This window comes from Nonomuraea sp. NPDC050394 (genome assembly GCF_044459065.1).
Classification (GTDB): Bacteria; Actinomycetota; Actinomycetes; order Streptosporangiales; family Streptosporangiaceae; genus Nonomuraea.
Genome location: NZ_JBITIO010000004.1, coordinates 280,451 through 306,829 on the forward strand (window position 1 = coordinate 280,451; position 26,379 = coordinate 306,829).

General features: G+C 70.7%; 29 protein-coding genes. 15 read left to right on the forward strand and 14 right to left on the reverse strand.

Features of this window, described 5'->3' with window-relative positions:
- Positions 1-362: 362 nt before the first annotated feature.
- From ACIBKY_RS18865 to ACIBKY_RS18880, 4 genes are all read right to left on the reverse strand, one after another.
- Complete coding sequence (locus tag ACIBKY_RS18865; RefSeq protein WP_397097934.1) at positions 363-1,652, reverse strand: hemolysin family protein; 1,290 nt, start codon at positions 1,650-1,652, stop codon at positions 363-365.
- Positions 1,649-2,125 (reverse strand): rRNA maturation RNase YbeY, encoded by a 477-nt coding sequence (gene ybeY, locus ACIBKY_RS18870; protein ID WP_397097935.1) that lies wholly within the window; start codon positions 2,123-2,125, stop codon positions 1,649-1,651. The genes ACIBKY_RS18865 and ybeY overlap by 4 nt, the downstream gene beginning before the upstream one ends.
- 46 nt (positions 2,126-2,171) lie before the next feature.
- A complete protein-coding gene (locus ACIBKY_RS18875; protein ID WP_184966592.1) occupies positions 2,172-3,212 on the reverse strand; it encodes a PhoH family protein in 1,041 nt (346 codons plus the stop codon).
- A gap of 97 nt (positions 3,213-3,309) precedes the next feature.
- Positions 3,310-3,654 (reverse strand): histidine triad nucleotide-binding protein, encoded by a 345-nt coding sequence (locus ACIBKY_RS18880; RefSeq protein ID WP_379616635.1) that lies wholly within the window; start codon positions 3,652-3,654, stop codon positions 3,310-3,312.
- Positions 3,655-3,884: 230 nt separating this feature from the next.
- On the opposite strand from ACIBKY_RS18880, the gene ACIBKY_RS18885 reads away from it, so the two are divergent.
- Positions 3,885-4,430, forward strand: coding sequence for a SigE family RNA polymerase sigma factor (locus ACIBKY_RS18885; RefSeq protein WP_184967323.1), 546 nt, complete (start codon positions 3,885-3,887; stop codon positions 4,428-4,430).
- Positions 4,427-5,071 carry a hypothetical protein gene (locus ACIBKY_RS18890; RefSeq protein ID WP_397097936.1) on the forward strand — a complete coding sequence of 215 codons (645 nt, stop codon included), beginning with the start codon at positions 4,427-4,429 and terminating at the stop codon, positions 5,069-5,071. Before ACIBKY_RS18885 ends, ACIBKY_RS18890 begins: the two co-directional genes overlap by 4 nt.
- A gap of 4 nt (positions 5,072-5,075) precedes the next feature.
- Here ACIBKY_RS18890 and ACIBKY_RS18895 read toward each other — a convergent pair whose 3' ends face one another.
- The 3 genes from ACIBKY_RS18895 to hrcA are packed head-to-tail and all read right to left on the reverse strand — an operon-like array spanning position 5,076 to position 8,000.
- Entirely contained in the window at positions 5,076-5,807 is a 732-nt protein-coding gene (locus ACIBKY_RS18895; protein ID WP_397097937.1) for a 16S rRNA (uracil(1498)-N(3))-methyltransferase, read from the reverse strand.
- A gap of 28 nt (positions 5,808-5,835) precedes the next feature.
- Positions 5,836-6,975: a molecular chaperone DnaJ gene (gene dnaJ, locus ACIBKY_RS18900; RefSeq protein ID WP_397097938.1), complete on the reverse strand. Its 1,140-nt coding sequence runs from the start codon at positions 6,973-6,975 to the stop codon at positions 5,836-5,838.
- Positions 6,976-6,986: 11 nt separating this feature from the next.
- A complete protein-coding gene (gene hrcA / locus ACIBKY_RS18905) occupies positions 6,987-8,000 on the reverse strand; it encodes a heat-inducible transcriptional repressor HrcA (RefSeq protein WP_379616627.1) in 1,014 nt (337 codons plus the stop codon).
- Positions 8,001-8,143: 143 nt separating this feature from the next.
- Here hrcA and ACIBKY_RS18910 point away from each other — a divergent pair, with 143 nt between their 5' ends.
- The 5 genes from ACIBKY_RS18910 to ACIBKY_RS18930 all read left to right on the forward strand — a co-directional run bounded on the left by ACIBKY_RS18910 (position 8,144) and on the right by ACIBKY_RS18930 (position 12,722).
- Positions 8,144-9,076: a hypothetical protein gene (locus ACIBKY_RS18910; protein ID WP_397097939.1), complete on the forward strand. Its 933-nt coding sequence runs from the start codon at positions 8,144-8,146 to the stop codon at positions 9,074-9,076.
- Between the two features lie 17 nt (positions 9,077-9,093).
- Entirely contained in the window at positions 9,094-9,903 is an 810-nt protein-coding gene (locus tag ACIBKY_RS18915; RefSeq protein WP_397097940.1) for a DUF3097 domain-containing protein, read from the forward strand.
- Entirely contained in the window at positions 9,900-10,652 is a 753-nt protein-coding gene (locus ACIBKY_RS18920; RefSeq protein WP_397097941.1) for a DUF4870 domain-containing protein, read from the forward strand. The genes ACIBKY_RS18915 and ACIBKY_RS18920 overlap by 4 nt, the downstream gene beginning before the upstream one ends.
- 82 nt (positions 10,653-10,734) lie before the next feature.
- Positions 10,735-12,342: a hypothetical protein gene (locus ACIBKY_RS18925; protein ID WP_397097942.1), complete on the forward strand. Its 1,608-nt coding sequence runs from the start codon at positions 10,735-10,737 to the stop codon at positions 12,340-12,342.
- Positions 12,339-12,722, forward strand: a complete 384-nt coding sequence (locus tag ACIBKY_RS18930; RefSeq protein WP_397097943.1) for a hypothetical protein — start codon at positions 12,339-12,341, stop codon at positions 12,720-12,722. The genes ACIBKY_RS18925 and ACIBKY_RS18930 overlap by 4 nt, the downstream gene beginning before the upstream one ends.
- 18 nt (positions 12,723-12,740) lie before the next feature.
- On the opposite strand, the gene hemW is transcribed toward ACIBKY_RS18930, so the two are convergent.
- Positions 12,741-13,961 (reverse strand): radical SAM family heme chaperone HemW, encoded by a 1,221-nt coding sequence (gene hemW, locus ACIBKY_RS18935; protein WP_397097944.1) that lies wholly within the window; start codon positions 13,959-13,961, stop codon positions 12,741-12,743.
- A 97-nt stretch (positions 13,962-14,058) separates the two neighbouring features.
- On the opposite strand from hemW, the gene ACIBKY_RS18940 reads away from it, so the two are divergent.
- Entirely contained in the window at positions 14,059-15,312 is a 1,254-nt protein-coding gene (locus tag ACIBKY_RS18940; RefSeq protein WP_397097945.1) for a glycoside hydrolase family 18 protein, read from the forward strand.
- A gap of 72 nt (positions 15,313-15,384) precedes the next feature.
- On the opposite strand, the gene ACIBKY_RS18945 is transcribed toward ACIBKY_RS18940, so the two are convergent.
- Together ACIBKY_RS18945 and ACIBKY_RS18950 are read right to left on the reverse strand one after the other, a co-directional pair.
- Positions 15,385-16,008 (reverse strand): MOSC domain-containing protein, encoded by a 624-nt coding sequence (locus ACIBKY_RS18945; protein ID WP_397097946.1) that lies wholly within the window; start codon positions 16,006-16,008, stop codon positions 15,385-15,387.
- A gap of 43 nt (positions 16,009-16,051) precedes the next feature.
- The gene (locus ACIBKY_RS18950; RefSeq protein ID WP_397097947.1) at positions 16,052-16,324 is read right to left on the reverse strand and encodes a hypothetical protein; all 273 of its coding nucleotides are present in this window, start codon (positions 16,322-16,324) and stop codon (positions 16,052-16,054) included.
- Positions 16,325-16,426: 102 nt separating this feature from the next.
- Between ACIBKY_RS18950 and ACIBKY_RS18955 the strand changes: the two genes are divergently transcribed.
- From ACIBKY_RS18955 to ACIBKY_RS18970, 4 genes are read left to right on the forward strand one after another with little or no spacing between them, the layout of a single operon-like run.
- Complete coding sequence (locus ACIBKY_RS18955) at positions 16,427-17,041, forward strand: ATP-binding cassette domain-containing protein (protein WP_397097948.1); 615 nt, start codon at positions 16,427-16,429, stop codon at positions 17,039-17,041.
- Positions 17,038-18,474, forward strand: coding sequence for a DUF6297 family protein (locus ACIBKY_RS18960; protein WP_397097949.1), 1,437 nt, complete (start codon positions 17,038-17,040; stop codon positions 18,472-18,474). The genes ACIBKY_RS18955 and ACIBKY_RS18960 overlap by 4 nt, the downstream gene beginning before the upstream one ends.
- Before the next feature lie 33 nt (positions 18,475-18,507).
- Positions 18,508-18,804, forward strand: a complete 297-nt coding sequence (locus ACIBKY_RS18965) for a hypothetical protein (protein ID WP_397097950.1) — start codon at positions 18,508-18,510, stop codon at positions 18,802-18,804.
- Complete coding sequence (locus ACIBKY_RS18970; RefSeq protein WP_397097951.1) at positions 18,801-19,217, forward strand: acyl-CoA thioesterase; 417 nt, start codon at positions 18,801-18,803, stop codon at positions 19,215-19,217. Before ACIBKY_RS18965 ends, ACIBKY_RS18970 begins: the two co-directional genes overlap by 4 nt.
- Before the next feature lie 16 nt (positions 19,218-19,233).
- Here ACIBKY_RS18970 and lepA read toward each other — a convergent pair whose 3' ends face one another.
- Positions 19,234-21,066 carry a translation elongation factor 4 gene (lepA, locus tag ACIBKY_RS18975; RefSeq protein ID WP_397097952.1) on the reverse strand — a complete coding sequence of 611 codons (1,833 nt, stop codon included), beginning with the start codon at positions 21,064-21,066 and terminating at the stop codon, positions 19,234-19,236.
- 55 nt (positions 21,067-21,121) lie between these two features.
- Here lepA and ACIBKY_RS18980 point away from each other — a divergent pair, with 55 nt between their 5' ends.
- On the forward strand, positions 21,122-22,126 hold the full coding sequence (locus tag ACIBKY_RS18980; RefSeq protein WP_397097953.1) for a hypothetical protein: 1,005 nt from the start codon (positions 21,122-21,124) through the stop codon (positions 22,124-22,126).
- Positions 22,127-22,228: 102 nt separating this feature from the next.
- On the forward strand, positions 22,229-22,498 hold the full coding sequence (gene rpsT / locus ACIBKY_RS18985; RefSeq protein ID WP_397097954.1) for a 30S ribosomal protein S20: 270 nt from the start codon (positions 22,229-22,231) through the stop codon (positions 22,496-22,498).
- Between the two features lie 409 nt (positions 22,499-22,907).
- Here rpsT and ACIBKY_RS18990 read toward each other — a convergent pair whose 3' ends face one another.
- The gene (locus tag ACIBKY_RS18990; protein WP_397097955.1) at positions 22,908-23,228 is read right to left on the reverse strand and encodes an NUDIX hydrolase; all 321 of its coding nucleotides are present in this window, start codon (positions 23,226-23,228) and stop codon (positions 22,908-22,910) included.
- Between the two features lie 389 nt (positions 23,229-23,617).
- Complete coding sequence (locus ACIBKY_RS18995) at positions 23,618-24,982, reverse strand: ankyrin repeat domain-containing protein (protein ID WP_397097956.1); 1,365 nt, start codon at positions 24,980-24,982, stop codon at positions 23,618-23,620.
- 138 nt (positions 24,983-25,120) lie between these two features.
- Here ACIBKY_RS18995 and ACIBKY_RS19000 point away from each other — a divergent pair, with 138 nt between their 5' ends.
- A complete protein-coding gene (locus tag ACIBKY_RS19000) occupies positions 25,121-25,723 on the forward strand; it encodes a GNAT family N-acetyltransferase (RefSeq protein ID WP_397097957.1) in 603 nt (200 codons plus the stop codon).
- Here ACIBKY_RS19000 and ACIBKY_RS19005 read toward each other — a convergent pair.
- Positions 25,690-26,331, reverse strand: a complete 642-nt coding sequence (locus tag ACIBKY_RS19005) for a hypothetical protein (protein ID WP_397097958.1) — start codon at positions 26,329-26,331, stop codon at positions 25,690-25,692. The genes ACIBKY_RS19000 and ACIBKY_RS19005 overlap by 34 nt on opposite strands.
- Positions 26,332-26,379: the final 48 nt, after the last annotated feature.

The window sequence follows — 26,379 nt, forward strand, 5'->3', positions numbered from 1 at the left end:
TCGCTTGCATTTCGCTTGTAGAACACTTAATACGACTTTGTACGACTTCCCGTGGCCCCTCACCTGCGAAAACCCCACCCGACGCGCACCGGGCCCCCACCCGGCTTGCATCGCCGAGGCGGCGGCCCCCGTGCGGGGCGATGCCGAAGGGGCAACACCCCGGAGCCGCGACCCCAGGCGGCCCGCACGCCCGGCAGGCCTCAACCCCGACGGGCAGGCGGCTCCGAGGCCCACGAGCGCTGCCGAGGCGGACCACCTACCGCCCTGGCAACCCCTCCTGGTGGCATCGACCAGGAGGGCGCAACCCATCGGGTGGAGGGCGCCCACAGGCGGGCCCGGCGCCCGTGCACGAGGAGGTGAGGTCAGTCCTGTTCGGCGGAGGCGGGAATGGGTTCGTCGGATTCGGGGCGGGCGCGGCGTACCACCACCGTGCTGATGCGGTTGCGGCGCCCGGCCAGGCTCTCGGCGGTCAGCTCCAGCCCCGCCACCCGCGCCTGCGACCCCGCGATGGGAACCCGCCCCAGCGCGTGCGCCAGCAGTCCGCCCACCGTCTCGACGTCGTCGACCTCGATCTCGGTGTCGAACAGCTCGCCCAGCTCGTCCACCGGCATCCGCGCCGTCACCCGCATCGCGCCGTCGGACATGGCCTCGACCCGGGGCGCCTCCTGGTCGTACTCGTCGGTGATCTCGCCGACGATCTCCTCCAGGACGTCCTCGATGGTGACCAGCCCGGCGGTCCCGCCGTACTCGTCGATGACGATGGCCAGGTGGATCTGGCGCGCCTGCATCTCGCGCAGCAACTGGTCGATCGGCTTGCTCTCCGGCACGTACGTGGCCGGCCGCATGATGGACTCGACCTTCTCCGTGCCCTCGCCGCTCTCGTGCACGCGCCGGGTGATGTCCTTGAGGTACGCGATGCCGATCACGTCGTCCTCGTTCTCCCCCACGACCGGGATGCGCGAGAACCCGCTGCGCAGGTGGAGCGAGAGCGCCCGGTCGAGCGTCTTGCCGCGTTCGATGAACACCATGTCGGTACGCGGCACCATGACCTCGCGCACCAGCGTGTCACCCAGCTCGAAGACCGAGTGGATCATCTCCCGCTCGTCCGGCTCGATGACCCGCCGCTCCTCGGCCAGGTCGACCAGGTCGCGCAACTCCGCCTCGGAGGTGAACGGGCCCTCGCGGAAGCCCTTGCCGGGCGTGAGCGCGTTGCCGAGCAGGATGAGCAGCTTGGGCAGCGGACCGAAGATCTTGGTGAGGCCGTAGACGACGGGGGCTCCGGCCAGCGCGATCGGCTCCGCGTGCTGACGGCCCAGCGTACGGGGAGAGACTCCGACGATCACGTAGCTGACCACGATCATGACGGCGGCGGCGCTCACGTAAGCCCAGCCCTGATCGCCCTGAACGTCGATGAACAGCAACGTCACGATCACCGTGGCGACCAGCTCGCAGCTCAGCCTGAGCAGGAGCAGCAGGTTGAGCGAGCCGGACGGGTCGGTGACGATGTCCTGCAGGCGCTTGGACCCTCTCCTGCCCTCGCGCACGAACTCCTCTGCCCGCACCCGGGAGATGCGGGTCAGCGCCGTCTCCGCACTGGCGATCAGGCCGGCGATCACCACGAGGAGGATGGCCAGAGGCAACCAGGCGTTCACCGCGGGGAGCGCACCTCTTTCCACGACGCGAGAAGCTGGGCCTGCAGCCCGAACATCTCCTTGTGCTCCTCAGGCTCGGCGTGATCGTAGCCGAGCAGGTGGAGGATGCCGTGGGTGCACAGCAGCTCCAGCTCGTCGGCGGCGCTGTGGCCGGCCTCGGCGGCCTGCCTGGCCGCGACGGGCGGGCACAGCACGACGTCGCCGAGCAGGCCGGGCTCCGCCGGGCCCTCGGAGTCGCCGCGGGCACCGCCGCCGGGACGCAGTTCGTCCATCGGGAAGGCGAGCACGTCGGTGGGACCCGGCTCGCCCATCCACTTCTCGTGGAGGTCGGCCATGGTGTTCTCGTCCACGATGAGGAGGGACAGCTCGGCGAGCGGGTGGATGCCCATCTCGCCGAGCACGTGGGTGGCGAGGGCGACGAGCGTCTCCTCGTCGACCCCGTCCCCCGACTCGTTGTTGATCTCGATGCTCACGCGCCCTCCTTCGCCGGGCGCGCGAGCGCGAGATCCGGTAGCTCTCTCATCGCCTGGGCCCCCGCTGCTGCTGCTTGACGGACTTCAGCTCCTGCTGCTTCAGCACGTCGTAGCGGCCGTAGGCGTCGACGATGTCGCTGACGAGCCGGTGGCGCACCACGTCGACGCTGGTCAGCGTCGCGAAGTGGATGTCGCGGATGTCCGAGAGGATGCCCTGCACGACGCGCAGGCCGCTCTCGGTGCCGGAGGGGAGGTCGACCTGCGTGACGTCGCCCGTCACCACGATCTTGGAGCCGAAGCCCAGCCGGGTGAGGAACATCTTCATCTGCTCGGGCGAGGTGTTCTGCGCCTCGTCGAGGATGATGAAGGCGTCGTTGAGTGTACGGCCGCGCATGTACGCCAGCGGCGCGACCTCGATCGTGCCCGCGGCCATGAGCTTGGGGATCGTCTCGGGGTCGAGCATGTCGTGCAGCGCGTCGTAGAGCGGCCGGAGATAGGGGTCGATCTTCTCGTAGAGCGTGCCGGGCAGGAAGCCCAGCCGCTCCCCCGCCTCGACCGCCGGCCGGGTGAGGATGATCCGGTTGACCTTCTTCTCCTGAAGCGCGCGGACCGCCTTGGCCATCGCCAGGTAGGTCTTGCCCGTGCCGGCGGGGCCGATGCCGAACACGACCGTGTGCTTGTCGATGGCGTCGACGTAGCGCTTCTGGTTGGCCGTCTTGGGGCGGATGGTCCGCCCCCTGGAGGACAGGATGTCGAGCGACAGCACCTCTGCGGGCCGCTCGGAGGTCATCTTCATCATCGCGATGCTCCGCTCGACGGCGTCGGGCGAGAGCTCGCCGCCGTTGCGCAGCACCTCGACCAGCTCCTCGAACAGGCGCACGACGGCGCCGCTCTCGTCGGGGGTACCGGTGATGGTGATCTCGTTGCCCCGGACGTGGATGTCGGCCCGGAAGGCGCCCTCGATGACGCGCAGCAGCTCGTCACGGGAGCCCAGGAGGCTGACCATCGGGTATTCGTCCGGGATCAGCACCTTGGCCTGAGTGCGCGAGGGAGGTGCCGTGCGTCGGGATTCGTGTAGTTCGGACATGGGTCAGGCCCTCGGGCCTGATGCCTCCCGGTCTTAATTCGGGTGTACTTCTCTGGCCCCATGGTAGCCGGGAGTGGCCCGCGCGCTCGCGTCAATATCAGCCGGGAGGCCAGGTCAGGTTGCGCCCCCCGAGAACATGCGCGTGCACGTGGAAGACGGTCTGCCCCGCGCCGGCCCCGGTATTGAACACCACGCGGTACCCGGTTTCGGCCACCCCTTCCTGTACGGCCACCGCGTGGGCGGCCTTCAGCACGTCGTCGGCCAGCCCGTCGTCGGCCACGGCCAGCGCCGCGGCGTCGGAGTGGTGCTCCTTGGGGATCACGAGCACGTGCGTGGGCGCCTGCGGGTTGATGTCACGGAAGGCGAGGGTACGGTCACTCTCGTGGACGACGTCGGCCGGGATCTCCTTGGCCACGATCTTGCAGAAGAGGCAGTCGGTCACGGGAGTAGCCTATCGAGGCGACCCGTTGCCAATCGGTAATCCTGCGTACCGTGCGCCGGAAGATCCGCGCGGTTAGGGTGTGTGTGCGACACTTCAGCACAAAAGACGATTCAGGCTCGGGCGAGGCCACCTGGCGAGGACACGACTGGGTAATGCACCCCAAGGAACCGGGAAAACCTCAAGAACCGGAAGAGCGTAAACCCGCAGGGAAGGCCGAGCGTCCCATTGATGTGACCACCGAAACCCTTCTGGCCGACAGGTCGCTGGGGGCGGTGCCGGTCGGATGGGACGCCGACGTGGCCGTTACCGCGCTGTACAGTGCGCACTTCCGGTCATTGGTTCGTCTCGCCGTGTTGCTCGTGCGCGACATAGCAACCGCGGAGGAAGTCGTGCAGGACGCGTTCGTCGCCATCCATGGCGCCTGGCGCAGACTGCGTGACCCCGACAAGGCACTCGCCTACCTGCGGCAGTCTGTCGTCAACCGGTCCCGTTCCGTTCTGCGTCACCGAGCCGTCGTGGAGAAGTACGCACCCAAGGGCCTGCCAGACGCCCCGAGCGCCGAGAACGGCGCCATCGGCGAGCTGGAGCGCTCCGCTGTCATCGAGGCATTACGCGCGCTGCCGACCCGGCAGAGAGAGGCCCTTGTCCTTCGTTACTACGGAGATCTGTCCGAGGCTGAGATCGCCCATGCCATGGGCATCAGCAAGGGCGCGGTCAAGAGCCACACCGCCCGTGGCATGGCCGCCTTGCGATCCGTCCTGGAGAAGATGTCATGACCCAGCCGCCCGACGAGTACGGCGACATTCTGCGCCGCGTGCTCCGCGCGGAGGCGGACGCGGTCGTGCCGTCTCCGGAAGGTCTGGAGATCATCCGCGGCCGCATCGAGCGGCGGGGCGTGCGCAGCGTGTTGTGGTGGCGCATCGGCGCCGCCACGGTCAGTGCCGTACTGGTCGCGGGCACCGTCGTCATGGTGGTTCCTTCACTCAGGGAACGGGTCATCACCCCCACTCAGATCCAGCCGGTGGAGGACTCGACGGTCCCGCCGGACAACTCCTCCACCAACCGCCCGCAGGACAAGCCCAGCCCGAGCAGGTCAGAGCCGGCGATCCTGCCGGCCGACCCGACGCCCACGCCGACGTCGCCCGGTCAGGCCACCGAGTCGGCCAAGTCGACGGCGAAGCCGTCCCCCAGCGGCAGCGTCACCCCGACGCCGACGCCGTGCCCGTCCACTCCGGAAGAGGAGGCCGCCCCGCGCGAGGACTGCCCCACGGCGTCCGCCAGTCCCACGCCCTCCGGCCCCACCGACACGCCCATCCCGTCCGGCAGCTGCCCGCCGGAGGAGTGCCCGCCGGACGACCAGGCGCCCGCGCCACCCACCGACCTGACGACGCCGCTGACCTCCAACCAGGTGAACTGAGGTCTCACCAGCGCCCGGTGCGCGACATCAGCACCGCCGCCGCGGCCACTCCCGCGGTCGAGGTCCGCAGCACCGTAGACCCCATCAGCGCCGGTACGGCTCCCGCCGTCACAAACCCGGCCAGCTCGCCTTCCGAGATCCCGCCCTCGGGCCCGACCACGAGCACGATCTCCCCGCCGGCGGGCAGGCTCACCCGCGACAGCGGCTCCGCCGCCTCCTCATGCAGGACGAGCGCCAGCGCCGCCCGCCCGAGCAACGCCTCCACCTGAGCGGTGGAGGCCAGATCGGCCACCTCGGCCCCGTGGAAGCGCCGTGCCTGCTTGCCCGCCTCCCGCGCGGTGGCGCGCCACTTTCCGAGCGCCTTGGCGACCTTGTCGCCCTTCCACTGGGTGATGCTGCGCGCGGCCGCCCAGGGCACGATGCGGTCGACACCGGCCTCGGTCATCATCTCGACGGCCAGCTCGCCCCTGTCGCCCTTGGGCAGCCCCTGGACCACGACCACGCGCGGCGCCGGGGCCGGGACCTCGTAACGCTTGAGCACGTCGAGCAGCAGCCGGTCCTTGAGCGCCTCGCGCACGACGCACTCGGCCACCGCTCCGTCGCCGTCGGTGAGGTCGACCCGCTCACCTGCCCGCAGCCGCCTGACGGCCGCCGCGTGGCGGCCCTCCGGGCCGTCGAGCACCGTCTCGTCGCCGCCGAACGTCTCGCGCCCGGCCAGGAACACCGGAACGCTCATGGCCGCCTCCGCTCGCCGTACAAGGAGGTCAGCGGCCGTTGAAGGCGTCTCGCAGGCGGGAGAAGAAGCCCTGCTGACCCGGCGCGAACTTGCCGGGCGGGCGCTCCTCCCCACGCAGCTTCGACAGCTCGCGCAGCAGCTCCTCCTGGGCCGGGTCGAGGCGGCCCGGCGTCTCCACGTTGACGTGGATGAGCAGGTCGCCGCGGCCGGAGTCGTTGAGGCGCTGCACGCCGCGACCGTACATGGAGATCACCTGGCCGGACTGCGTGCCGGGCCGGACGTCGACCTCCTCCGCGCCGTCGAGCGTCTCCACCGTCAGCACGGTGCCGAGGGCGGCGGCGGTCATCGGGATCTGGACGGTGCAGTGGAGGTCGTCACCGCGCCGCTCGAAGATCTCGTGCGGCCGCTCGACGATCTCCAGGAAGAGGTCTCCGGGCGGGCCGCCGCCGGGGCCGACCTCGCCCTCACCGGCCAGCTGGATGTGGGTGCCGTCCTCGACGCCCGCGGGGATGCGGACCTTGATCGTACGGCGGGTGCGCACCCGGCCGTCGCCCGCGCACTCCTGGCACGGGTTGCGGATGATGGAGCCGAAGCCCTGGCACTGGGGGCACGGCCGCGAGGTCATGACCTGGCCCAGGAAGGACCGGGTGACCTGGGAGACCTCGCCCCGGCCGCCGCACATGTCACACGTGTCGGGGTGGGTGCCCGGCGCCGCGCCGGCGCCCTGGCAGACCTCGCAGACCACGGCCGTGTCGACGACCAGTTCGCGCGTGGTGCCGAACGCCGTCTCGCGCAGGTCCAGCTCGACGCGGATGGTGGCGTTGCGCCCCCTCCTGGCCCGCGAGCGGGGGCCGCGCCCGCCGCCCGCCGAACCGAAGAAGGCGTCCATGATGTCGCTGAAGGGGAAGCCCGCACCGAAACCGGCCGCTCCGGCGCCCGCGCCGGCGGTGGCGAAGGGGTCGGCGCCCAGGTCGTACATCTGGCGCTTCTGCGGGTCCGACAGCACCTCGTACGCCTGCGTGATCTCCTTGAAACGCTCCTGCGTCGCGGGATCGGGGTTCACGTCAGGGTGCAGCTCACGGGCCAGCCGGCGATAGGCCTTCTTGACCTCGTCCTGACTGGCGTCACGGCGCACCCCGAGGGTGCTGTAGTAGTCGCTGTTTGCCACTTATCGACCTCTTAAGAAGCAGCCAGGATCTGGCTGACGTAGCGTGCCACTGCGCGCACGGCGCCCATGGTCACCGGGTAGTCCATCCTCGTGGGGCCGAGGACGCCCAGCCGGGCCAGTTGGTTGTCGCCAGAACCGTATCCGGTGGCGACGATGGACGTACCGTGGAGATAGGGGTTTTCCGCTCCGATGCGCACGGTGAGCGCGGTCGGGGTGTCCGTTGTCGTCTCGCCGAGCAGGCGCATGAGCACGACCTGCTCTTCCAGCGCTTCGAGGACGTCGCGCAGGCCGATGGTGAAGTCGGCGCCGGCCAGGTTGGCCGCGCCGGCGAAAACGATCTTCTCGTCGTGCCGTTCGACGAGCGTCTCCAGCAGGACCGACAGAATCGTCGCGACGACCGGCCGGTCCTCCACCGGAAGCCGTTCCGGCAGATCGGCCACCAGGTCGGGCACCTCGGCCAGCCCGCACCCGTCGAGACAGGCGTTGAGCACGGCGCGCAGGTGCGCGATCCGGGGATCCTCGATGACCTCGGGCAGCTCGACGACGCGCTGCTCGACCCGGCCCGTGTTGGTGATCAGCACGAGCATGATCCGCCGCTCGCTCAGCGGCACGAGCTCGACGTGACGCACGCTGGAGCGCGTCAGCGTCGGATACTGCACCACCGCGACCTGCCTGGTCAGCTGCGCGAGCAGCCGCACCGTGCGGGTCACCACGTCGTCGAGGTCGACCGCGCCGGCCAGGAACGTCTCGATGGCCCTGCGCTCGGCCGTGGACAGCGGCTTGATCTGCGAGAGCCGGTCGACGAAGAGCCGGTAGCCCTTGTCCGTCGGCACCCGGCCCGCGCTGGTGTGCGGCTGGGTGATGTACCCCTCCTCCTCCAGCGCGGCCATGTCGTTGCGCACCGTGGCCGGGGAGACCTTGAGGTTGTGACGCTCGGCCAGCGCCTTGGAGCCCACCGGTTCGTTGGTGGACACGTAGTCCTCGACAATCGCACGGAGGACCGCGAGCTTCCTGTCGTCGAGCACGTGTGCACCTCCTACCTCTTCCCTTGGGAAACACCAGGTCTGGCACTCGGTGTTCCCGAGTGCCAAGTGTACGGCTCTCACCCACAAGGTGCGATAACCCACGTGCTAGCGGACGGCAAGCCGGTACGGCCACACTTGCGGGTATGAGTGATGATTTCCGGCAGGGTGGAGGATGGCAGCCTCCTCAGCAGCCTCCGTACGAGCCTCCGCCGCAGGGCGGGCCCCCGTACGGCCCCCCGCCGCAGAGCGGTCCCCAGTACGGGCCTCCGGGCGGCCCGCCGTACGGCCAGCAGCCGTCGGGCCCCCAGCAGGGCCAGCCGCCCTCAGGCCCGCAGTACGGCCAGCCGCCCTCAGATCCGCCGTACGGCCAGCCGCCGTCAGGCCCCCAGTACGGCCAGCCGCCGTCGGGCCCCCAGTACGGCCAGCAACCCCCGTATGGCCAGCCCTCCTTCGGCCAGCAGCCCCAGTACGGCCAGCAGCAGTTCGGCCAGCCCCCGTACGGCGCCCCCCAGTTCCCCCCGCAGGTGGACGGCAAGCGGCTGCGCCCGCCGCTGTGGCAGATCGCCGCGGCCTGGGGCGTGGCCGTGGTGTTCGTGATCGCCGGCATCGCGCTGTTCGCGGGCGGCGTGACGAGCGGCGTGAGCGGCGCCGCCCCGAGCAAGACGTTCCAGCCCGGCCAGCCCGCCACGGTCACCATCGACCCGGCCGACCGGCCCGCGCTCTACCTGTCGCGCGGCACCCAGGTCAGCTGGGAGTGCCAGATCAACGGCAACGCCAAGCTCGTCACCACTCCCGTGAACCAGACCGTCGAGCTCAACGGCACGAGCTGGGAGCTGATCGCGCTGGTCAACGCCCCGGCCGCCGGTGACTACCAGATCAGCTGCACGATCGAACCCGACGCGCAGACCCGCTTCGGCGTCGGCAAGGACCTGGCCTCTGCGGCCGGCGGCATCATGGGCGGCGTGGCCGCGCTGTTCATCCTGCCCGCGGTCGGCGTGCTCATCGCGGTGGTGTGGACGGTCATCGTGCTGGTGCGCCGCAGCGGCCACCGCAAGCGCCTCGCGATGGGCGGGTGATTTGCTACGGTCCCCGTGTGTACGACGGTGATGTGCTCGCGGGGAACTGGCGGCGTCCGGGCAAGGGCAAGATCCCTCAGGTCCCGGCGGATCTCGACCTGGTCGTGGAGGACGCCGGCAGCGGCTTCTGCGGCGCCGTGGTGGCCTGCGACAAGGAGGCCGTCACGCTGGAGGACCGCTTCGGCAAGCGCCGCCTGTTCCCGCTCGCGCCCGCGGCGTTCCTGCTGGAGGGCCGGCCGGTGACGCTGGTGCGGCCGGTCGCCCCGGCGGCGGGCGGGACGAGGCGCAGCGCGTCGGGCTCGATCGCCGTCGAGGGCCTGCGTGCCCGCGTGGCCCGCGAGAGCCGCATCTACGTCGAGGGCGTGCACGACGCCGCCCTCGTGGAGAAGATCTGGGGCCATGACCTGCGGGTCGAGGGCGTGGTCGTGGAGTACCTGGAGGGCGTGGACGACCTGCCCGCCATCGTCGCGGAGTTCGGCCCGTCCACCGGCAGGCGGCTCGGGGTCCTGGTGGACCACCTGGTGCCCGGTTCCAAGGAGAGCCGGATCGCCGCCCAGGTCAGCTCGCCCGACGTGCTGATCGTCGGGCACCCGTACATCGACATCTGGCAGGCGGTGAAGCCGTCCGTCCTGCGGATCCCGGGCTGGCCGGACGTGCCGCGCGGGGTGCCGTGGAAGGAGGGCGTGATCGCCGCCCTGGGCTGGGGCATGGAGCCCGCCGCGGCGTGGCGGCGCATCCTGGGCGCCGTCTCGACCTTTTCCGACCTCGAGCCCGAGCTTCTCGGCCGGGTCGAGGAGCTGATCGACTTCGTCACGGAGGCATCATGAGCCAGGACCACCCCCAGCCTGACGACGACTCCACCCGCCGGGTGGAGCGCTCCGACATTCCCGACTACAACCAGCCGCCCTCGGGAGGCTACGGTCAACAACCCTCAAGCGGGTACGGCCAGCAACCTCCGGGCGGATACGGTCAACAGCCCTCAAGCGAGTACGGCCAGCAGCCCCCGAGCGGATACGGCCAGCAACCTCCGAGCGGGTACGGCCAGCAGCCGTCGGGCGGATACGTCCCACCTCCCTCGGGTGGCTACGGCCAGCAGCCGTCAGGCGGGTACAGCCAGCAGCCGCCCTCCGCCACCTACCCCTACGGGCAGCAGCCATCGGGCCCCCAGGGCTACGGCCACCCCCAGCAGCCCCCGCCCGGCTACGGCTACGCGGTGGCCCCCCAGCCCCACACCCCCGGCATGTACGGCCCGCGCCCCGGCACCGACGACACCACGATGGCGATGTTGTCCCACCTGCTGGGCCTGCTGGTCTCCTGGATCGGCCCGCTCATCATCTACCTGATGAAGAAGGACGAGTCCCCCTACGTCCGTGACCAGGCGGCCGAGGCGCTGAACTTCCAGATCACGATGTTCATCGGCTACGTGGTCTCCTTCATCCTGACGATCGTCATCATCGGCTTCCTGCTGCTGCCGGTGGTCTGGATCGTCTCGCTGATCTTCCACATCCAGGCGGCCATCGCCACCAACAAGGGCGAGAACTACCGCTACCCGATCAGCATCCGCATGATCAAGTAATACGGAGAATCACGGTTCGATCACTCTCCGGAATGATCCCAGCTCCCCGGGTGACGATGGACGGGTCACTCACGGGGAGGTCATGGTGCACGAGCGCCTGCGCAACACCACCAGATACCTTGCGGCCGCCGCCTACCTGGATCCCGGCTTCCGCGACCGGGCGCTGTACGCGCTGATCGAGCGCCGCCACCACGCGGTGGCGCCCTCGGTCGGCGGGTTCGACCTGGGCCCCGTGCTGCGGCACTGCCTCTACTCGCGGTCGCTGCTGACCGTCAGGGAGGCCGCGGTCACGGTGATGCTGCTGCTCGCGCTGCTGTTCAACTTCGAGGCCACGACGCCGTGGCTCATGGTCCTGGGCGTGCTGGCGGCCTTCGCCTCGGGCGGCTTCGGCAGCCTGGGGCAGCGCAGGCGGCTGAGCCCCGCCCTCGTGGCCGGTCTGGTCATCGGCTTCTTCGCCCTGGTGGTCGTGCCCGCGCTGCTGCTGACCAAGTACTTCGGCGCGAGCGGCTCGGGGATCGAGGAGGACGACGGCTCCGGCTGGATGGCTCCCCTGATGCTCGTGGCCGCCATCGCCACCGTGCTGGCCTACCGGGTACGCGTCTACCGGATCCTGTCGGAGCGGCTGCGGCCGGGCGCGGGCCGTACCGGAGCGGAGGCGGGGCCTCGGATGACGGAGGTCAAGCTCGCGCAGCACGGCAACCTGACGCTCTACTCCGGCGAGAACCCGTTCGTCGGCGCGGGCGAGCTCGTGCGGGCCTGGACGATCGCGGCCGAGCTCGACCGGCGCACCGGCGACGCGGGCCGGGCGCCGGCCATGGTGGACGCGGTGGACCTGCACGAGTTCGTCGGCGAGCGGCTCGGCCAGATGCGCACGGCCGCCGAACCCGCCATGCCCGTCCACCTGGACATCCTCGACCACGTGATCGCGCAGGGCCGCCTCAACCAGCTCCACGGCGAGCACCCGCTGCTGCACGGCACCCGGCCCCGCTACCAGCTCAGCGACCGGGAGCTCCAGGCGGTGATCCGCAACCCGCAGTCGGGCGCCCGCCACTACCGGTGGATCGTGGTCGGCACCAGCGGCGAGGCCGTCACCGACGTCGAGGGCGAGGAGGTGCTGCCCGCCGAGGACCGCGACACCACCGTGTCGATCTTCATCCACCTGGCCGTCGAGGGCCGGATGCTCTACACCGAGTTCATCGTGACGGCGCTGCCGCCCGTGCGCGGCGCCTATCGGGCGGTGGACGAGCTGCCCAGGGAGGCCGGCGCGGCGCTCGTGCTGGCGGCGCTCAGCCGCGCCCCGCTCGCGCTGGCCCGCGACGTCGTCGGCGCGCCCGCCCGGCTGCTGCGGCGGATCTTCATGGCGATGCGGCTGCCCGAGGACCCGGACAAGTTTGTGGTCTACGACTACGGAGCCAGGATCAGCCTGCGCGAGGCGGGTGCCGAGCCGCACATCAACACCTTCCTCGAAGGGCTGGACGCGTTCAAGTACGCCAAGCTCGTGGAGGAGCGGCTGAACAACGCGGTGCTGGACTTCCTGGAGCAGCGCGGCGTGGACACCGCCGCGTACCGGCAGCAGATCGCCGCCGTCATCAACAACGGCACGGTGGTCAACGGCGGCACGTTCAACGGGACCAACGTCGGCGGCCAGGGCGCGCAGTTCGCCGCGCCGGCGGGCAAGGGGGCCGCGTGAGCACGCCCGAACCGCCGGCGCCCAACTACGGGACCGTCGTCAGCGGCGGCACGTTCACCGCGAGCAACATCGGCGGGCAGGGCTCGGTCTTCCAGCCCGGCCAGGCGCGCCCGGTCCCTCGGGACGAGCTGGGGCGGCTGCGGAGCCAGGTGGAGGCGCTCCTGGCCCTCGTGGAGACGCACGCGGCCGAGCTGCCACAGGCCCGGCAGGCCCGCCGTGACCTGGAGGAGGTGCTGGCCGAGGCCGAGGCCGAACCCGGGGAGCGCGACCCGGCCCGGGTCGCGGCCGCCCTCGACCGGCTCGGCACCCGCCTGGCGCCCGTCACGGCCCTCGCCGCCGCGCTGGGCCCGATCGCCGACCTGGTCGCCGCCCTCCTGTGACGAAGGTCAGGACGACGGTCAGAGCGTGAGGTCGCGGATCAGGGCGTCGGCGAGCAGGCGGCCGCGCAGGGTCAGCACCATGCGGCCCGCCTTGAACGCCTCCTGCTCCAGCAGCCCGTCCCCCACGGCCCTGGCCACGGCGAGCCTCGCGCCGGGCGCCACGTCGCCCAGCGGGTAGCCGGTGATCAGCCGCAGCTCCAGCATCAGCCGCTCCACCTCGCGGTCGGCGTCCTCCAGCACCTCCCTGGCGTGTGCCGGGGAGAGGCCCTGGGCGAGCCGCTGCGCGTAGGCGGCCGGGTGCTTGACGTTCCACCAGCGGGTGCCGCCCACGTGGCTGTGCGCCCCCGGCCCGACGGCCCACCAGTCGCCGCCGGTCCAGTAGAGCAGGTTGTGCCGGCACCGGCCGGCCTCGGAGCCGGCCCAGTTGGAAACCTCGTACCAGGAGTACCCGGCCTTCGCCAGCAGCTCGTCGGCGATCAGGTAGCGGTCGGCGGCCACGTCGTCGTCGGGCATCGGCAGCTCGCCGCGCCTGATGCGGGCCGCCAGCCGCGTGCCCTCCTCGACGATGAGCGAGTACGCGGAGACGTGGTCGGGCCCGGCGGCGATCGCCGCCTCCAGCGACGCCCGCCAGTCGTCGTCGCTCTCTCCCGGAGTGCTGTAGATGAGGTCGAGGTTGACGTGCGCGAACCCGGCCTGCCGGGCCTCACGTACGGCTTGCGCCGCCCGCCCCGGCGTATGGTGCCGGTCGAGCACCTTCAGCACGTGCTCCTTGGCCGACTGCATGCCGAAGCTGATCCGGTTGAAGCCGCCCGCGCGCAGCTCGGCCAGATAGCCGGGGTCGACGGACTCGGGGTTGGCCTCGGTCGTGACCTCCGCGCCGGGGCGCAGGCCGAACTCCTCGTCGATTGCCGCCAGGATGCGGGCCAGGTCGCCGGCGGGCAGCAGGGTGGGCGTGCCACCGCCGAAGAACACCGTCTCGACGGGCAGGTCGGCCGTGCCGAGCACGCGGCGCGCGAGCCGTACCTCGTCGATGGCGGTGTCGGCGTAGTCCCGGTGCGAAGCGCCGGGGCCCAGCTCGGCGGCGGTGTAGGTGTTGAAGTCGCAGTAGCCGCAGCGCGTGACGCAGAACGGGACGTGCACGTAGAAACCGAACGGGCGCTCACCGAGGCCGCGCAGGGCGCTCTCGGGCAGCTCTCCGGACGGGGGCGCGGGATCGCCGTCGGGCAGGGTGGATGGCACCCCTCCAGTCTGCCTTCTGCCATTGACTGCCCGATCACACCGTCCTACTGTCAGGTCATCTTAAAGGAAAGTTTCCTATCAATTCAGGAGACGCCGCGTGAAGAAAGTCCTGCTCGCTCTCACCCTCTTACTCGGTATGACGGTGGTGTCGGCCCCGGCAGAGGCCCACGGTTCCGACTACAAGAGAGTCGCCTACTTCGTCCAGTGGGGCGTCTATGGCCGCAACTACCACGTCAAGGACATGGAGACCAGCGGGGCCGCCCGCAAGCTCACCCACATCAACTACGCCTTCGGGTTCGTGAACCAGCAGGCCGAGTGCTACTCCGCCGACGCCTGGGCCGACTGGCAGCGTCCCGTGCCCGCCGAGCAGAGCGTGGACGGCGTGGCCGACGCGCCCGGCCAGGCACTCAACGGCAACCTCAACCAGCTCAAGAAGCTCAAGGCCAAGTACCCCAAGCTCAAGGTCCTGATCTCACTGGGCGGCTGGACCGGCTCCAAGTACTTCTCCGACGCCGTCCTCACCGCCGAATCGCGCAGCAAGCTCGCCAAGTCCTGCATCGACCTGTGGCTGCGCGGCAACCTGCCCGGCCTGGCCGACGGCACGGGCGCCGGCGTCTTCGACGGCATCGACCTCGACTGGGAGTGGCCCGGCTACCCCGGTGCCCCCGGCAACGTCGTGCGTCCCGAGGACAAGCAGAACTTCACCGCCTTCGTCGCCGAGCTCAGGTCGCAGATGAACGCTTACAAGCGGTCCGCCCTGATCACGGCCTTCCTGCCCGCCGCCACCCGCGTCATCGACGCCGGCCTCGAAGTGCGCAAGGTCTTCCGCAACCTGGACTACGCCACCATCCAGGGCTATGACCTGCACGGCCCGTGGGACAAGATCACCGGCCACCACTCCAACCTCTTCAACGACCGCCGCGACCCCAACGAGATCCGCGAAAGCCTCGACCAGACGGTCAACTACTACCTGGAGCGCGGCGCACCGATCCGCAAGCTCGTCGCCGGCGTGCCCGCCTATGGCAAGGGCTGGACCGGCGTGCCCGCGGGCCCGGCCAAGGACGGCGTCTACCAGCCCGCCACCGGCGCCGCCCCCGGTAAGTGGGAGGCGGGCTCCGAGGACTACAAGGACATCCTCGCCAAGCCCGGCAAGCGCTACCGCGACGTCAGGACCGGCGCCGTGTGGCTGTACGACGGCAACGAGTTCTGGACCTACGACGACCCGATCGTGATGCTGCAGAAGGCCGCCTACATCCGGCACAAGGGCCTGGGCGGCTACATGATGTGGTCCATCGACGGTGACGACGCCAAGGCCTCGCTCACCTCCGCCCTGTACAGGGTTCTGCGCTAGAAGTCGGACGGCGCACGGGCCGCACCAGCGGGGGGCTGCCCGTGCGCCGCCCCCCGCAGGTTGGCCGGCCCGTCAGCGCAGGAGGCGTTCCGCGCGCCGGTCCCAGTAGGAGCCGTGGCCGGGGAAGGCCAGGATGCGGGTCAGGACGTCCTTGTCGCCGTGGTAGGCCAGCACGGACTCGGCGATCGTGACGCTCCCCTCCGGGCGGGCCACGATCTCGACCGGGTCGCCCACGCCCAGCTCGCCCGTCTCCACCACGCTCAGGTACGCGCCCACCCGGCCGGCGTCGGTGAAGCGCTTGAGCCAGCCCGGCTCGTCCATCCAGTTGCGGAACACCACGCACGGAATGCGCGGCCCGCTCACCTCCAGCAACGCCGTGCCGACCCGCCAGCGCTCGCCCAGCACCGCCCCCGACACGTCGACCCCGGACGTGGTGAGGTTCTCGCCGAACTGGCCGTCGCGCAGCTCCCGCCCCAGCTCCCCCTCCCACCAGTCATAGTCTTCGCGGGCATAGGAGTAGACGGCGTGCGTGGGCGCGCCGTGGTTGGGCTGGTCGGCCCGCTCGTCGCCCTCCAGCCCGTTCTGCCGAACGCCGACCCGGCGTGTGACCGCCTTCTTGTCGATGGCGGTGCGCCCCAGCTTGCCCGCCCACTCGGCGTCGACCGCCCGCCCCACGTTCACTGAGATCAGCCGCATGGCTCCGACGGTAACCGACCCCGCGAGGCGGGGGCACACGCGGTCACCGGCTCAGCCTCAGGTCGGCCAGCTGTAACAACGTCGACAGCGCCGCCTCCCGCGCCTCCTCATCGTCACCCTCCTCGCCGAAGCACTCCGCGGCCACGTCGAGCACCGCCCGGACCACCGCCGCGTCCGGATAGGGCACCTCAACCCCCACCGTGCCGTCGGCGGCCACCTCGGCCGGGCGCAGATGCAGGCGGAGCAGCCGCCGCGTCTCCTCCGCGATCGCGACACCCAGCAGGGCCGCCCTCTCATACCGCTCAGCAGCGATCACGACACTCCTCCTATCGCACTCATGTTCGAGATTCGAAAGGCTAGAGTGCGGCACCGACAAAAATGCCGCGCCGGGTAGGGTCGAACGGTGTGCGATCCCCTCGTGACCACTGTCCGCCTGACCGTCGAACTCGGCGGCAACCCCGTCCTCACCGGCCACGACCTGGTCGTACGACCAGGTGAGCTGGTCGCGGTCGTGGGCGAGAACGGGTCGGGCAAGTCCACACTGCTGCGCTGCCTGGCCGGTCTCCAGCCGCCGACGAGCGGGAAGGTCACGGTCTTCGGTGCGCCTCCGGCCGACGTGGCGGCGTTCTGGCGGCGGGTGGCGGTGACGGGGGACGAACCGGCCTGGTATCCGGGTCTTACCGCCCGGGAGCACCTTGAGCTGGTGCTGGCCGTACACGATGGGCCGCGCATGAGCGTGGAGCGGGCGCTGGAGCTGTTCGACCTCGGTCCGCGCGCGGACGCCGTCCCGCTCAACCTCTCCACGGGCCAGCGCCAGCGTCTCGCCCTGGCCGCGGCCCTGGTACGGCCCAGCCGCCTCCTGCTGCTCGACGAGCCGGAACGCGGCCTGGACACCGCCTTCCGCGAGCGCCTGGGCACCCTGCTGCTGGAGTACACGGCCGGCGGCGGCACCGTCATCATGGCCACCCACGACCCCGCCCTCGCCGCCCGCGCCCGCCACGTGTCCCTCGCGGCCCGGGTGGGCGGACGATGACCGCGATCCGTGAGATCAGGGCGCTCGTCCGGACCAGGTCCGGGCGGCGGCGGAGCCTGAGCGACCGGTACGCGGCGCTGTTCGGGCTGGCGATGGGCTGCGCGATGCTGGCCCAGCCCGTCTCGGCCGCGTTCGAGTCGATGGCCGCGCCCCCGCCGCCGGAGCAGGTGGGCGCCGGGCTGGCGCTGGTGACGCTCGTGCTCGCGGGCTTCCTGTGGGCGGCGCGCACGATCGGTCCCGTCGTGGTTTCGGCGGCGGACGCGGCCTGGCTGCTGCTGTCCCCGCTGGACCGGCGCGGCGTGCTGGGACGTTCCGCGCGGACGCTGCTGCTGGTCAGCCTCGTGGTCGGCGCCGGTCTCGGGCTGGCGGCCCTGGCGGCGACCGGCGCGCCCGACCTCCTCGTCTGGCGGCTGGCCGGCGCGCTCGTGGCGGTCGTCTCGGTGAGCGCGGGCGGGATGGCGATGGCCGTGCTGGCCCAGACGTCCGACCCGTGGGACCTCGCGCTGCGGGCGGTGATCGCCGCGCTGGTACTGACCGCGGTCGTCCTGATGCTGGTGGCGGGCCACCACGTGCCGGCGGCCGCGCCCGCCTGGTCGGCCGTTCCCGCCCTTGTCTCCGCCTTCCTGGTACGGCGGGCCCGGTCGGCCCTCGGCCGTATCCCCGCCCACCGCCTGCTGTCGTCGTCGGCCAGGGCCGGCCATCTGGCCAACGCCACCGTGAGCCTGGATCCGAGCCTGCTGAGCTGGCTCGCCGAGGACAACCACTGGCGTGGCGCCCGCCTGCGCAGCAGGCCGTGGCCCGGCCTGCCCGCGGTGTTCGCGCCCGCGTGGCAGGAGGTGCTGCGGCTGGCGCGGCGGCCGGCGCGGCTGGCCGTACTGGCGGGCTCGACGGCGGTGCCCGCGCTGATGGCCCGGGCGGCGGGAAGCGACGCGGTCGCGCTGGTGGCGGTGCTCGTACTGGGCGGCGGGCTGGCCGCGGCGGCCTCCGCGGTGTCGGGGGCGCGCTGGGACGCCGACAACCCGGCGCTGGCCCGCCTGCTGGCGCTGCCGGGGCGTGGGCTGCTGGCGGCGCGGGCGGTGCTTCCCGCGGTGCTGGCGGCCGCGTGGATGGGGGCGGCGCTGGCGCTGTTGCCCGGATCGGCGGGGGCGCTGCCGTGGTTCGCGCCGCTGGCGGCGCCCGCGCTGGCCGCCGCGGCGTTGCGGATGGCCAGGCGGGCTCCGGTGAACCATGCGATGCCGATCCTCGACACGGGGGCGGGCGCGATTCCGACCGGGCCGCTGTTCTGGGGGCTGACCGGGGTCGATCTGGCGGTCATCGGCTGCTTTCCGATGGCGATCGCCCTGGTGACGGGGTTCTCCGGCGTGCTGCTCGCCGTACAGGCCGTCGTGGGCGCGGCGGTGCTCGCGGGCTATGTGAGCCGCCAGCATCGCTAGGCAATCGATAGCGATCGCAGTACGATTGCGGGTATGGACGTCCCACGGGCGCAGGCCGCGCTCCGGCAGATCGCCAAAGGGTTCGAGGAACTCGCCACCGCCCTGGGCGGCCCCGAGGAGCCCGACGAGCCGGAGCGCACCGCGCGCGTCATCGCCGAGTGGGGGCGCAGGGGGCTGACGAAGCAGGAGGCGTCGGCGCTGTTCAGGAAGCACGGCTTCGCCCCGCAGACCACCGGCGGCTGGGCCCGCGGCGACTGGATCGCGATCGGCGAGGACGGCCTGCGCTACCTCACCGGGCGATCACACGACTGGCTGGAGGAACGGCCATGAGCTTCGCGGTACGCATCGCCGTACGCGGATATGAACTCGACACGCAGGGCCACGTGAACGGCGCCGTCTACCACCAGTACGGCGACCACGCGCGATGGGAGTGCCTGCGCGCGGCCGGGATCACCGTCGAGGACCTGCTCGCGTCGGGCGTGGGGCCGATCACGCTCGAGAACACCATCCGATACCACCGTGAACTACGCGGCGGTGACGAGGTCGAGGTGAGCTGCGGGTTCGAGTGGGGCGCGGGCAAGACGTTCAGGGTCGTGCAGGAGTACCGGCACAGGGACGGCGGACTGGCGGCCGAGCTGACCAGCGTCGGCGGGCTCCTCGACCTGCGGGAGCGCCGCCTCGTGCCGGACCCGGCCGCGCACTGGCGGGCGCTGGCGTCAGAGCCCGCATTGCTCGGGCTCTGAGCGCCGGTCGTGTCCGCTATTTCTTGGGCTTGTCCGCGGCGCCGGAGTCGGTCGACAGGGCGGCCACGAAGGCCTCCTGCGGCACCTCGACCCGGCCGACCATCTTCATCCGCTTCTTGCCTTCCTTCTGCTTCTCCAGCAGCTTGCGCTTGCGGCTGATGTCACCGCCGTAGCACTTGGCGAGGACGTCCTTGCGGATCGCGCGGATGTTCTCGCGGGCGATCACCCGGGCGCCGATGGCCGCCTGGATCGGCACCTCGAACTGCTGCCTCGGGATGAGCTCGCGCAGCTTCTTGGCCATGTCGACGCCGTAGGCGTAGGCCTTGTCCTTGTGCACGATCGCGCTGAAGGCGTCGACCGGCTCACCCTGCAGCAGGATGTCGACCTTGACCAGCTCCGCCTCCTGCTCGCCCGCAGGCTCGTAGTCGAGCGAGGCGTAGCCGCGGGTGCGGGACTTCAGCTGGTCGAAGAAGTCGAAGATGATCTCGCCAAGCGGCAGCGTGTAGCGGATCTCGACGCGGTCCTCCGACAGGTAGTCCATGCCCAGCAGGTTGCCGCGCCGGCCCTGGCAGATCTCCATGATCGCGCCGATGAACTCGGCCGGGGCTAGGATCGTCGACTTCGTCACCGGCTCGAAGACCTTGTCGATCTTGCCGCCGGTCGGGAACTCCGACGGGTTGGTGACGGTCAGCTCCTTGCCGTCCTCCATCTCGACCCGGTAGACCACGTTGGGCGCCGTGGAGATCAGCGACAGGCCGAACTCGCGCTCCAGCCGCTCGCGGATGATCTCCATGTGGAGCAGGCCGAGGAAGCCGACGCGGAAGCCGAAGCCCAGCGCGGCCGACGTCTCCGGCTCGTAGATCAGGGAGGCGTCGTTGAGCTGCAGCTTGTCGAGCGCCTCGCGCAGTTCCGGGTACTCGTCGCCGTCGATCGGGTAAAGCCCGGAGAACACCATGGGCCGCGGGTGGTCGTAGCCGGCCAGCATCTCCTTCGCGCCGTGCACGGCCGAGGTGACGGTGTCGCCGACCCGTGACTGGCGCACGTCCTTCACGCCGGTGATCAGGTAGCCGACCTCGCCGACGCCGAGGCCCTTGTCGGCCACCTTCGGCTCGGGGGAGATGACACCGATCTCCAGCGTCTCGTGGGTGGCCTGCGTGGACATCATGGTGATGCGCTCGCGCTTGCCGAGGTGGCCGTCGAAGACGCGTACGTAGGTGACGACGCCCCGGTAGGTGTCGTACACCGAGTCGAAGATCAGCGCGCGGGCGGGCGCGTCGGCGGCGCCCACGGGCGGCGGGACCGTCGCCACGACGTGGTCGAGCAGCTCGCGCACGCCCTCGCCGGTCTTGCCGGAGACCCGCAGCACGTCCGACGGGTCGCAGCCGATCAGGCCCGCGATCTCCTCGGCGAACTTCTCCGGCTGGGCGGCCGGAAGGTCGATCTTGTTGAGGACCGGGATGATGTCCAGGTCGTTGTTCATCGCGAGGTAGAGGTTCGCGAGCGTCTGCGCCTCGATGCCCTGGGCGGCGTCGACCAGCAGGATCGCGCCCTCACACGCCTGCAGCGACCGGGACACCTCATAGGTGAAGTCGACGTGGCCGGGCGTGTCGATCATGTTGAGCACGTGCCCGTCCCACGGCAGCCGCACCGCCTGGGACTTGATCGTGATGCCGCGCTCGCGCTCGATGTCCATCCTGTCGAGGTACTGAGCACGCATCGAACGGTCGTCGACCACACCGGTGATCTGCAGCATGCGATCGGCAAGCGTGGACTTGCCGTGGTCGATATGCGCGATGATGCAGAAGTTGCGGATCAACGCGGGGTCGGTCTGGCCAGGCTGATTGCGCACCGAAGTCCGTTTCGACAGGGTTGAGGTCAAGCGTCTTTCATGGTGACATGCCCGGGTGATTGCCCGAACCGTCATCCGCCGCGGCCTGCGCGTGCTCGCGCTTGCCTTGGCCATCGTGGTCGTGCTGGTCGGCGTGGTCGCCGCAGCGTTCCGGGTCCAGTTTACCGGCGAGCCCGCGGACTGGGCCAAGAGCACCGGTAACGACGCTCTGTGGATGGGCCACATGTGGGTGGACGGCCGCCGCACGGAGCAGGACGTCAAGAATCTGGCGGTACGGCTGCGCAGTACCGGCATCAAGGACCTGTACGTCCACAGCGGCCCCTTCAAGCGCGACGGAACCCTCGACATGAGCGCCATCTCCACCGCCAGGAGCTTCGTGGCCTGGGCGCACGAACATCTGCCCGGCGTCAGGGTCTCGGCCTGGCTCGGTCAGAAGGTGGACGGCTTCCTCGACCTCCGCTCCCCCGCCACCAGGCAGAACATCCTCACCAGCGTCACCGCCATCATCGCCCTCGGCTACGACGGCATTCACTACAACTTCGAGCCGATCAGCTCCGACGACGGCGACTTCCTCGACCTGCTCGACCGGACCCGGCCGCTGACCGAACTTCTTTCGACGTCCACGCCGCAGATCGAGCCCTACCCCCTCATGCGGCCGGTGACCAGGGTCTTCCTGGACCATGACAAGTATTGGTCCCAGGGTTACTTCGGCGAGGTGACCCGGCGGGTCGACCAGGTGGCCGTCATGGCCTACGACTCGGGCATGCCCCTCACCTCCCTGTACGGCGGGCATGCCGTACGGCAGGCCAAGCTCGCACTCGACCTCGTGCCCGACACCAAGACCGTGCTGCTCGGCGCGCCCGCCTACCACGACCACGGCATACCCTGGGGCGACTCCGCCGAGAGCGTGGCCGACGCGGCACTGGCCGCCCGCCTGGCCATCACCGACCGGGGACCGCGCGATCGATACGGGCTGGCCATGTATGTAGACTTCGCGGCGACGGAGGAGGACTGGCGCGAGTACACCACGGAGTGGCTACGCTCGGAGTCGTTGATTTGAGCGGCGACCTGAGTTATTGGTAGCCTGTTCAACTGCGTGTGGCGCGCCCTCTCTCGAGCCCGCGCGCCCCATCCATCACCAGATTCTCACCGAGGCTTCTTCGTGGCGAACATCAAGTCCCAGATCAAGCGCAACAAGCAGAACGAGAAGGCTCGTCTGCGCAACAAGGCCGTCAAGTCGTCCCTGAAGACCGCGGTTCGCAGGTTCCGCGAGGCCGCCGAGCAGGGCAACGTCGAGGAGGCCGCGGCAGCTCAGCGTGTGGCTTCCCGCCAGCTCGACAAGGCAGTGAGCAAGGGCGTCATCCACAAGAACCAGGCCGCGAACCGCAAGTCGGCGATCGCCAAGCAGGCCGCCGCGCTGTCCGCCAAGTAGCCTGACGCTTTCCTGGACGCCGTGCCCCCGGGTAGGGGTGCGGCGTTTCCGCGTACCTGAAAGGCATCGTCTTTCACAGGGGCGCGCTTCGCGCGTCCGGGATTCCAGGCGCTCTTCCAGTCGAGCCACGGGCTCGACCCCTGCTCGGCCTCGGCCGCTCGGGCTGACTTCCTGAGTCCCACCCCTTGCCCGACCAAGTGGTCAGCCAGTTGGATCCCACCCCGCTTCGCCTACCGGAAGGCAGTAGGCCAGGGTATCGGTCCGGCAGGGCGGCGATAGCTGGATCTGCGGTCAGGGCGGCAGATCCCGAAACTCGCCGTCGGCGAGGCACACTTCCTGGAGCCGTCAAAGCCAGGTCCTCACCCGAGCCAAGCGCCCTGTGCGCCGCGAGAGATGATCGACAGCCGGTTCAGCCGATGTGCGGAGATCCGCCGGCAAGCCCGCAGTCGATCCGCAAGCGGATAGCGGGATGGATGCCGTACCCGGCGAGCTTCTCCGCCGCCACCCACCGCACCTCCTGCGCCTCCGCCGGCTCCGGCCGGATCTCCCCTCCAACGACATGGGCCCACAGACACACATTGATCGGCTGACGCACCTCGTCGACCTCGCTGCCCTTCATGTAGACGATCACATGGTCCGGCGTCGAGAACACGCCGACGAGACCGACGATCTCGATGTCGAGGCCCGTCTCTTCCTTGCACTCTCGAACACCCGCCGCCGCGACCGTCACGCTGGCTTTCCGCTGGCAACGTCCGCGAGACCGGTCTAACGTCCCTGGTAGGAGCCGCGTACCAGCTCTCACGCGAGCAGATCCTGCCCGCGGTCACCGCCACCGGAACGTGGCCGTGCGAACCGAACTGCAACCCGGGCTGCGCTCCCGGCATGCAGAAGCCGGACAACTGCAATCCGAAAGGCAGTTGCAATCCCAGCAAGCCACCCGACCCCCAGTGCACTCCCACGTTCAAATGCGCGCCTACGAAGAAGAAATAGGAGCGGCTCGTGCCCAAGGCCACTTCCGTGAACCTACCCGGCCGCAGCTCCCATCTCTCTGCGGGCCGCAGCCGCCCCCCACTGGCCCGCGGGGGACGGGTGCGGTGGTCTCCCCGGCGGGGACACCCCTCAGTGGAAGCCGGACCCGATCAGGTCGTGGAGCCGCCGGGTCACCGGATCGTGCGGGCGGGCGGCGAAGGTTATGCGTAGCCAGCCGTCGGCGTCGATCTGGAGGAGGTCGTCGCGGATGGACGGGTCCGCGCCGCGTTCCAGGAGCAGGCGGATCACGGGCAGGCGGCCGCCCGGGATGGCCCAGTGCAGGCCGGTGCGTCCGAGGTAGGGCGCCACGTCCGGATGGACGCCGCGGTCCAGGAACCAGCGCACGACCTCGATCCGGCCGTGCTGGCAGGCATGAACGAACGCCTCTCCCACGATCTCCTCCGGATCGTCGGCCGGCGGCAGCCGGGAGGGGAAGCCGGCGCCGGTGTCGGCGAGGTCGGGACGCGCCGGCGCCGCGTCCGGCCGGAGCGTGCCGTCCGCGTCGAAGCAGGCCCGCACCAGGTCCAGCCGGCCGCACGCGGCGTACGTCCAGAGCGCCCGCGGCACGATCGCGTGTACGGCGAGCAGGTCGACGACCTCCGTGTTGCCGTGATAGACGGCGTTCTCCAGCGGGGTGACGCCCAAGGCCCGGGTGCCGGGGTCGGCGCCGGCGTCGAGCAGCAGGCGCACGTAGCCGGCCCGGTTGAAGCGGGCGGCCCAGGTGAGCGGGCGGTTCAGGTCGGTGGCCCTGCGGAGCAGGACGGCGACCGCGGCGCGGGGCACACCGAGTTCCCGGCCGAGCCGGACACCGGGGATCATCTCGGAGCGGGCGAGCATGTGCAGCAGGGTGTCGGCGTGCTCGGGGGGCAGGTTGTCCAGCCGGTCGGTGTCGCCGGCCAGCAGGGCTTCGGCCTCGCGGCGCAGCCGCAGCCGTCGGGTGCGGCGTTCGCCGAGATCGCGGCGGGACTTCTCGGTGAACGACACGAGCTCCTGCCAGGTCGGGAGGCCGAGCTCGCGCGCGATGATCAGCCGCGCGTCGCGGAGCGCGGCGGTCGCCGCGGAGGCCGCGGTGGCGTGCCGTGGCACGTGGGCCCGCAGCCGCCGCAGCGCGCCGGGATCGCCGCGGCGCAGCTCGGCGAGGAGGGTGCCGGCCATCGAGGCGTAGATCCCCGGACTGACCCCCATGAGGCGGGAGACCGGCCGATCCCGTGTGGTGCCGCGGCTTTCGAGGTGGGCGCGGAACTCGGCCCAGGTCCGGAACCCGTGTTCCTGAGCGAGCACGTACTGGGCATCGCTGAGCAGGAATCGTTGACCGGCTCGGCCGCCCAGCACGTCGGCGGCCCGGGCCCCGGCCGCGGCATCGCCCGCCGCGTACGCGTGACGCAGGTGTTTGGCCTGCTTGCGGTAGTACTCAACGTTCGGATGAGCCGGCAGCTCGAAATGACGATCGGACATCGCAACCTCCATCGTCGCCGAGGTCCGCTGGCCCGGCCGGAAGAGGTTGACCTTGTCGAGTGCGTTGAGGTGGGAAAATCCCTGCCCGCGGACTGGCAGCGCCCTCGTACGCTCGTTTCAGAGTAGTCCAAAAACCGGTTGTTCTCTCCCGAGGGAGCCCCGCACAATCACGGTCGTGATCTTAGGGTCGTATCCGCACGTATTGCCCGCGCCGACGAACCCTCCTGGCTCCGTTGCCGGGTCCTGGCCTTTCTGGGCACCGCCTACTTCGACGACGTCGCCCCGGCGAAGCCCGCGATCACGGCTCCCGGCTTCGAGCTGGTCGTGGCCGACCGGCACGACACCGTCCTCGGCCTGATGGACGTCGCCGTACGAGGTGAGCTGGCGACCATCGAGACCGTCGCGGTCCACCCTGACCATCAGCACGTGGGTATCGGCCGCGCGCTGCTCGAACAGGCCATGACGCGCGTCCGTGCCCTGTCCGCGGTGACCACGCTCGACGCCTGGACGCGGGACGACCCGGATGCCCTGCGCTGGTACCGGGCGATGGGCTTCCGCGAGAGCGACCGGTACCTGCACGTCTACGCGACGGCCGGCGAGCCGGAACGCGCGCTCACCGGCGCTCGGCCGGGCCTGTACCCGGTGTCGGTGTTCCTCCACGCCGGCCTCGCCGAGGAGGAGCGGCTGCGTCGCGAGTTCGCCCGGGTTCACGTCTGCCGGCGCTTCTCCATCGCGCTCTGACCCGGACCGGCCGATTCCAGTTCCGCCGCCCGGCGGAGGTCCTTGGGGCGGCCGATGGCGCGGCGCATCCGGATCAGGTCCTCTCGGCAGGCGTAGTGAACCTCCAGTCCCCCCGGGCCGGCGGCGGTGATCGCGCGGCCGAGGAACTCCCCCACGTGAAGGCCGCCCCAGGGCAGCGCCGGGGTGCAGCAGTCGCCGCCGGCCCCGGGCGAGGTGAACTCGACCTTGGGACGGAGAAAGGACTCCGGGCGAAGGGGTACGGCGTCGCCCGCCTCGTCCACCAGCCGGGCGTGGACGGCGGTGAAGGCGGCCGCCAAGGCCGGGGCGTGCGCCGGTAGGCCGTCCCAGAGCAGGTCCAGGTCGCCGGTCAGCTCGGTGGATCCGTGCATGATGCCGGCGACCTGCCCGATCACCACGGCCCGGACGCCGTGGTGGTGAAGGGCTTCGAGCAGCGGGAACGGGTCGAAGCCGAGGGCGCCGTCCGTGCCGATCGTGCCGACGTCGTCGTCGGCGTCCTGATGGCCCAGCCCGGTGCCCGCCCGGTTCAGGGCCAGCTCGCGGGTACGCCGGGCGGCGGCGCGCAGACGCTCCAAAGGCTCGTTGATCATTCGGGCATCCAACACCTGGGCCCGATGAATGTCACGATTTCCGCATCA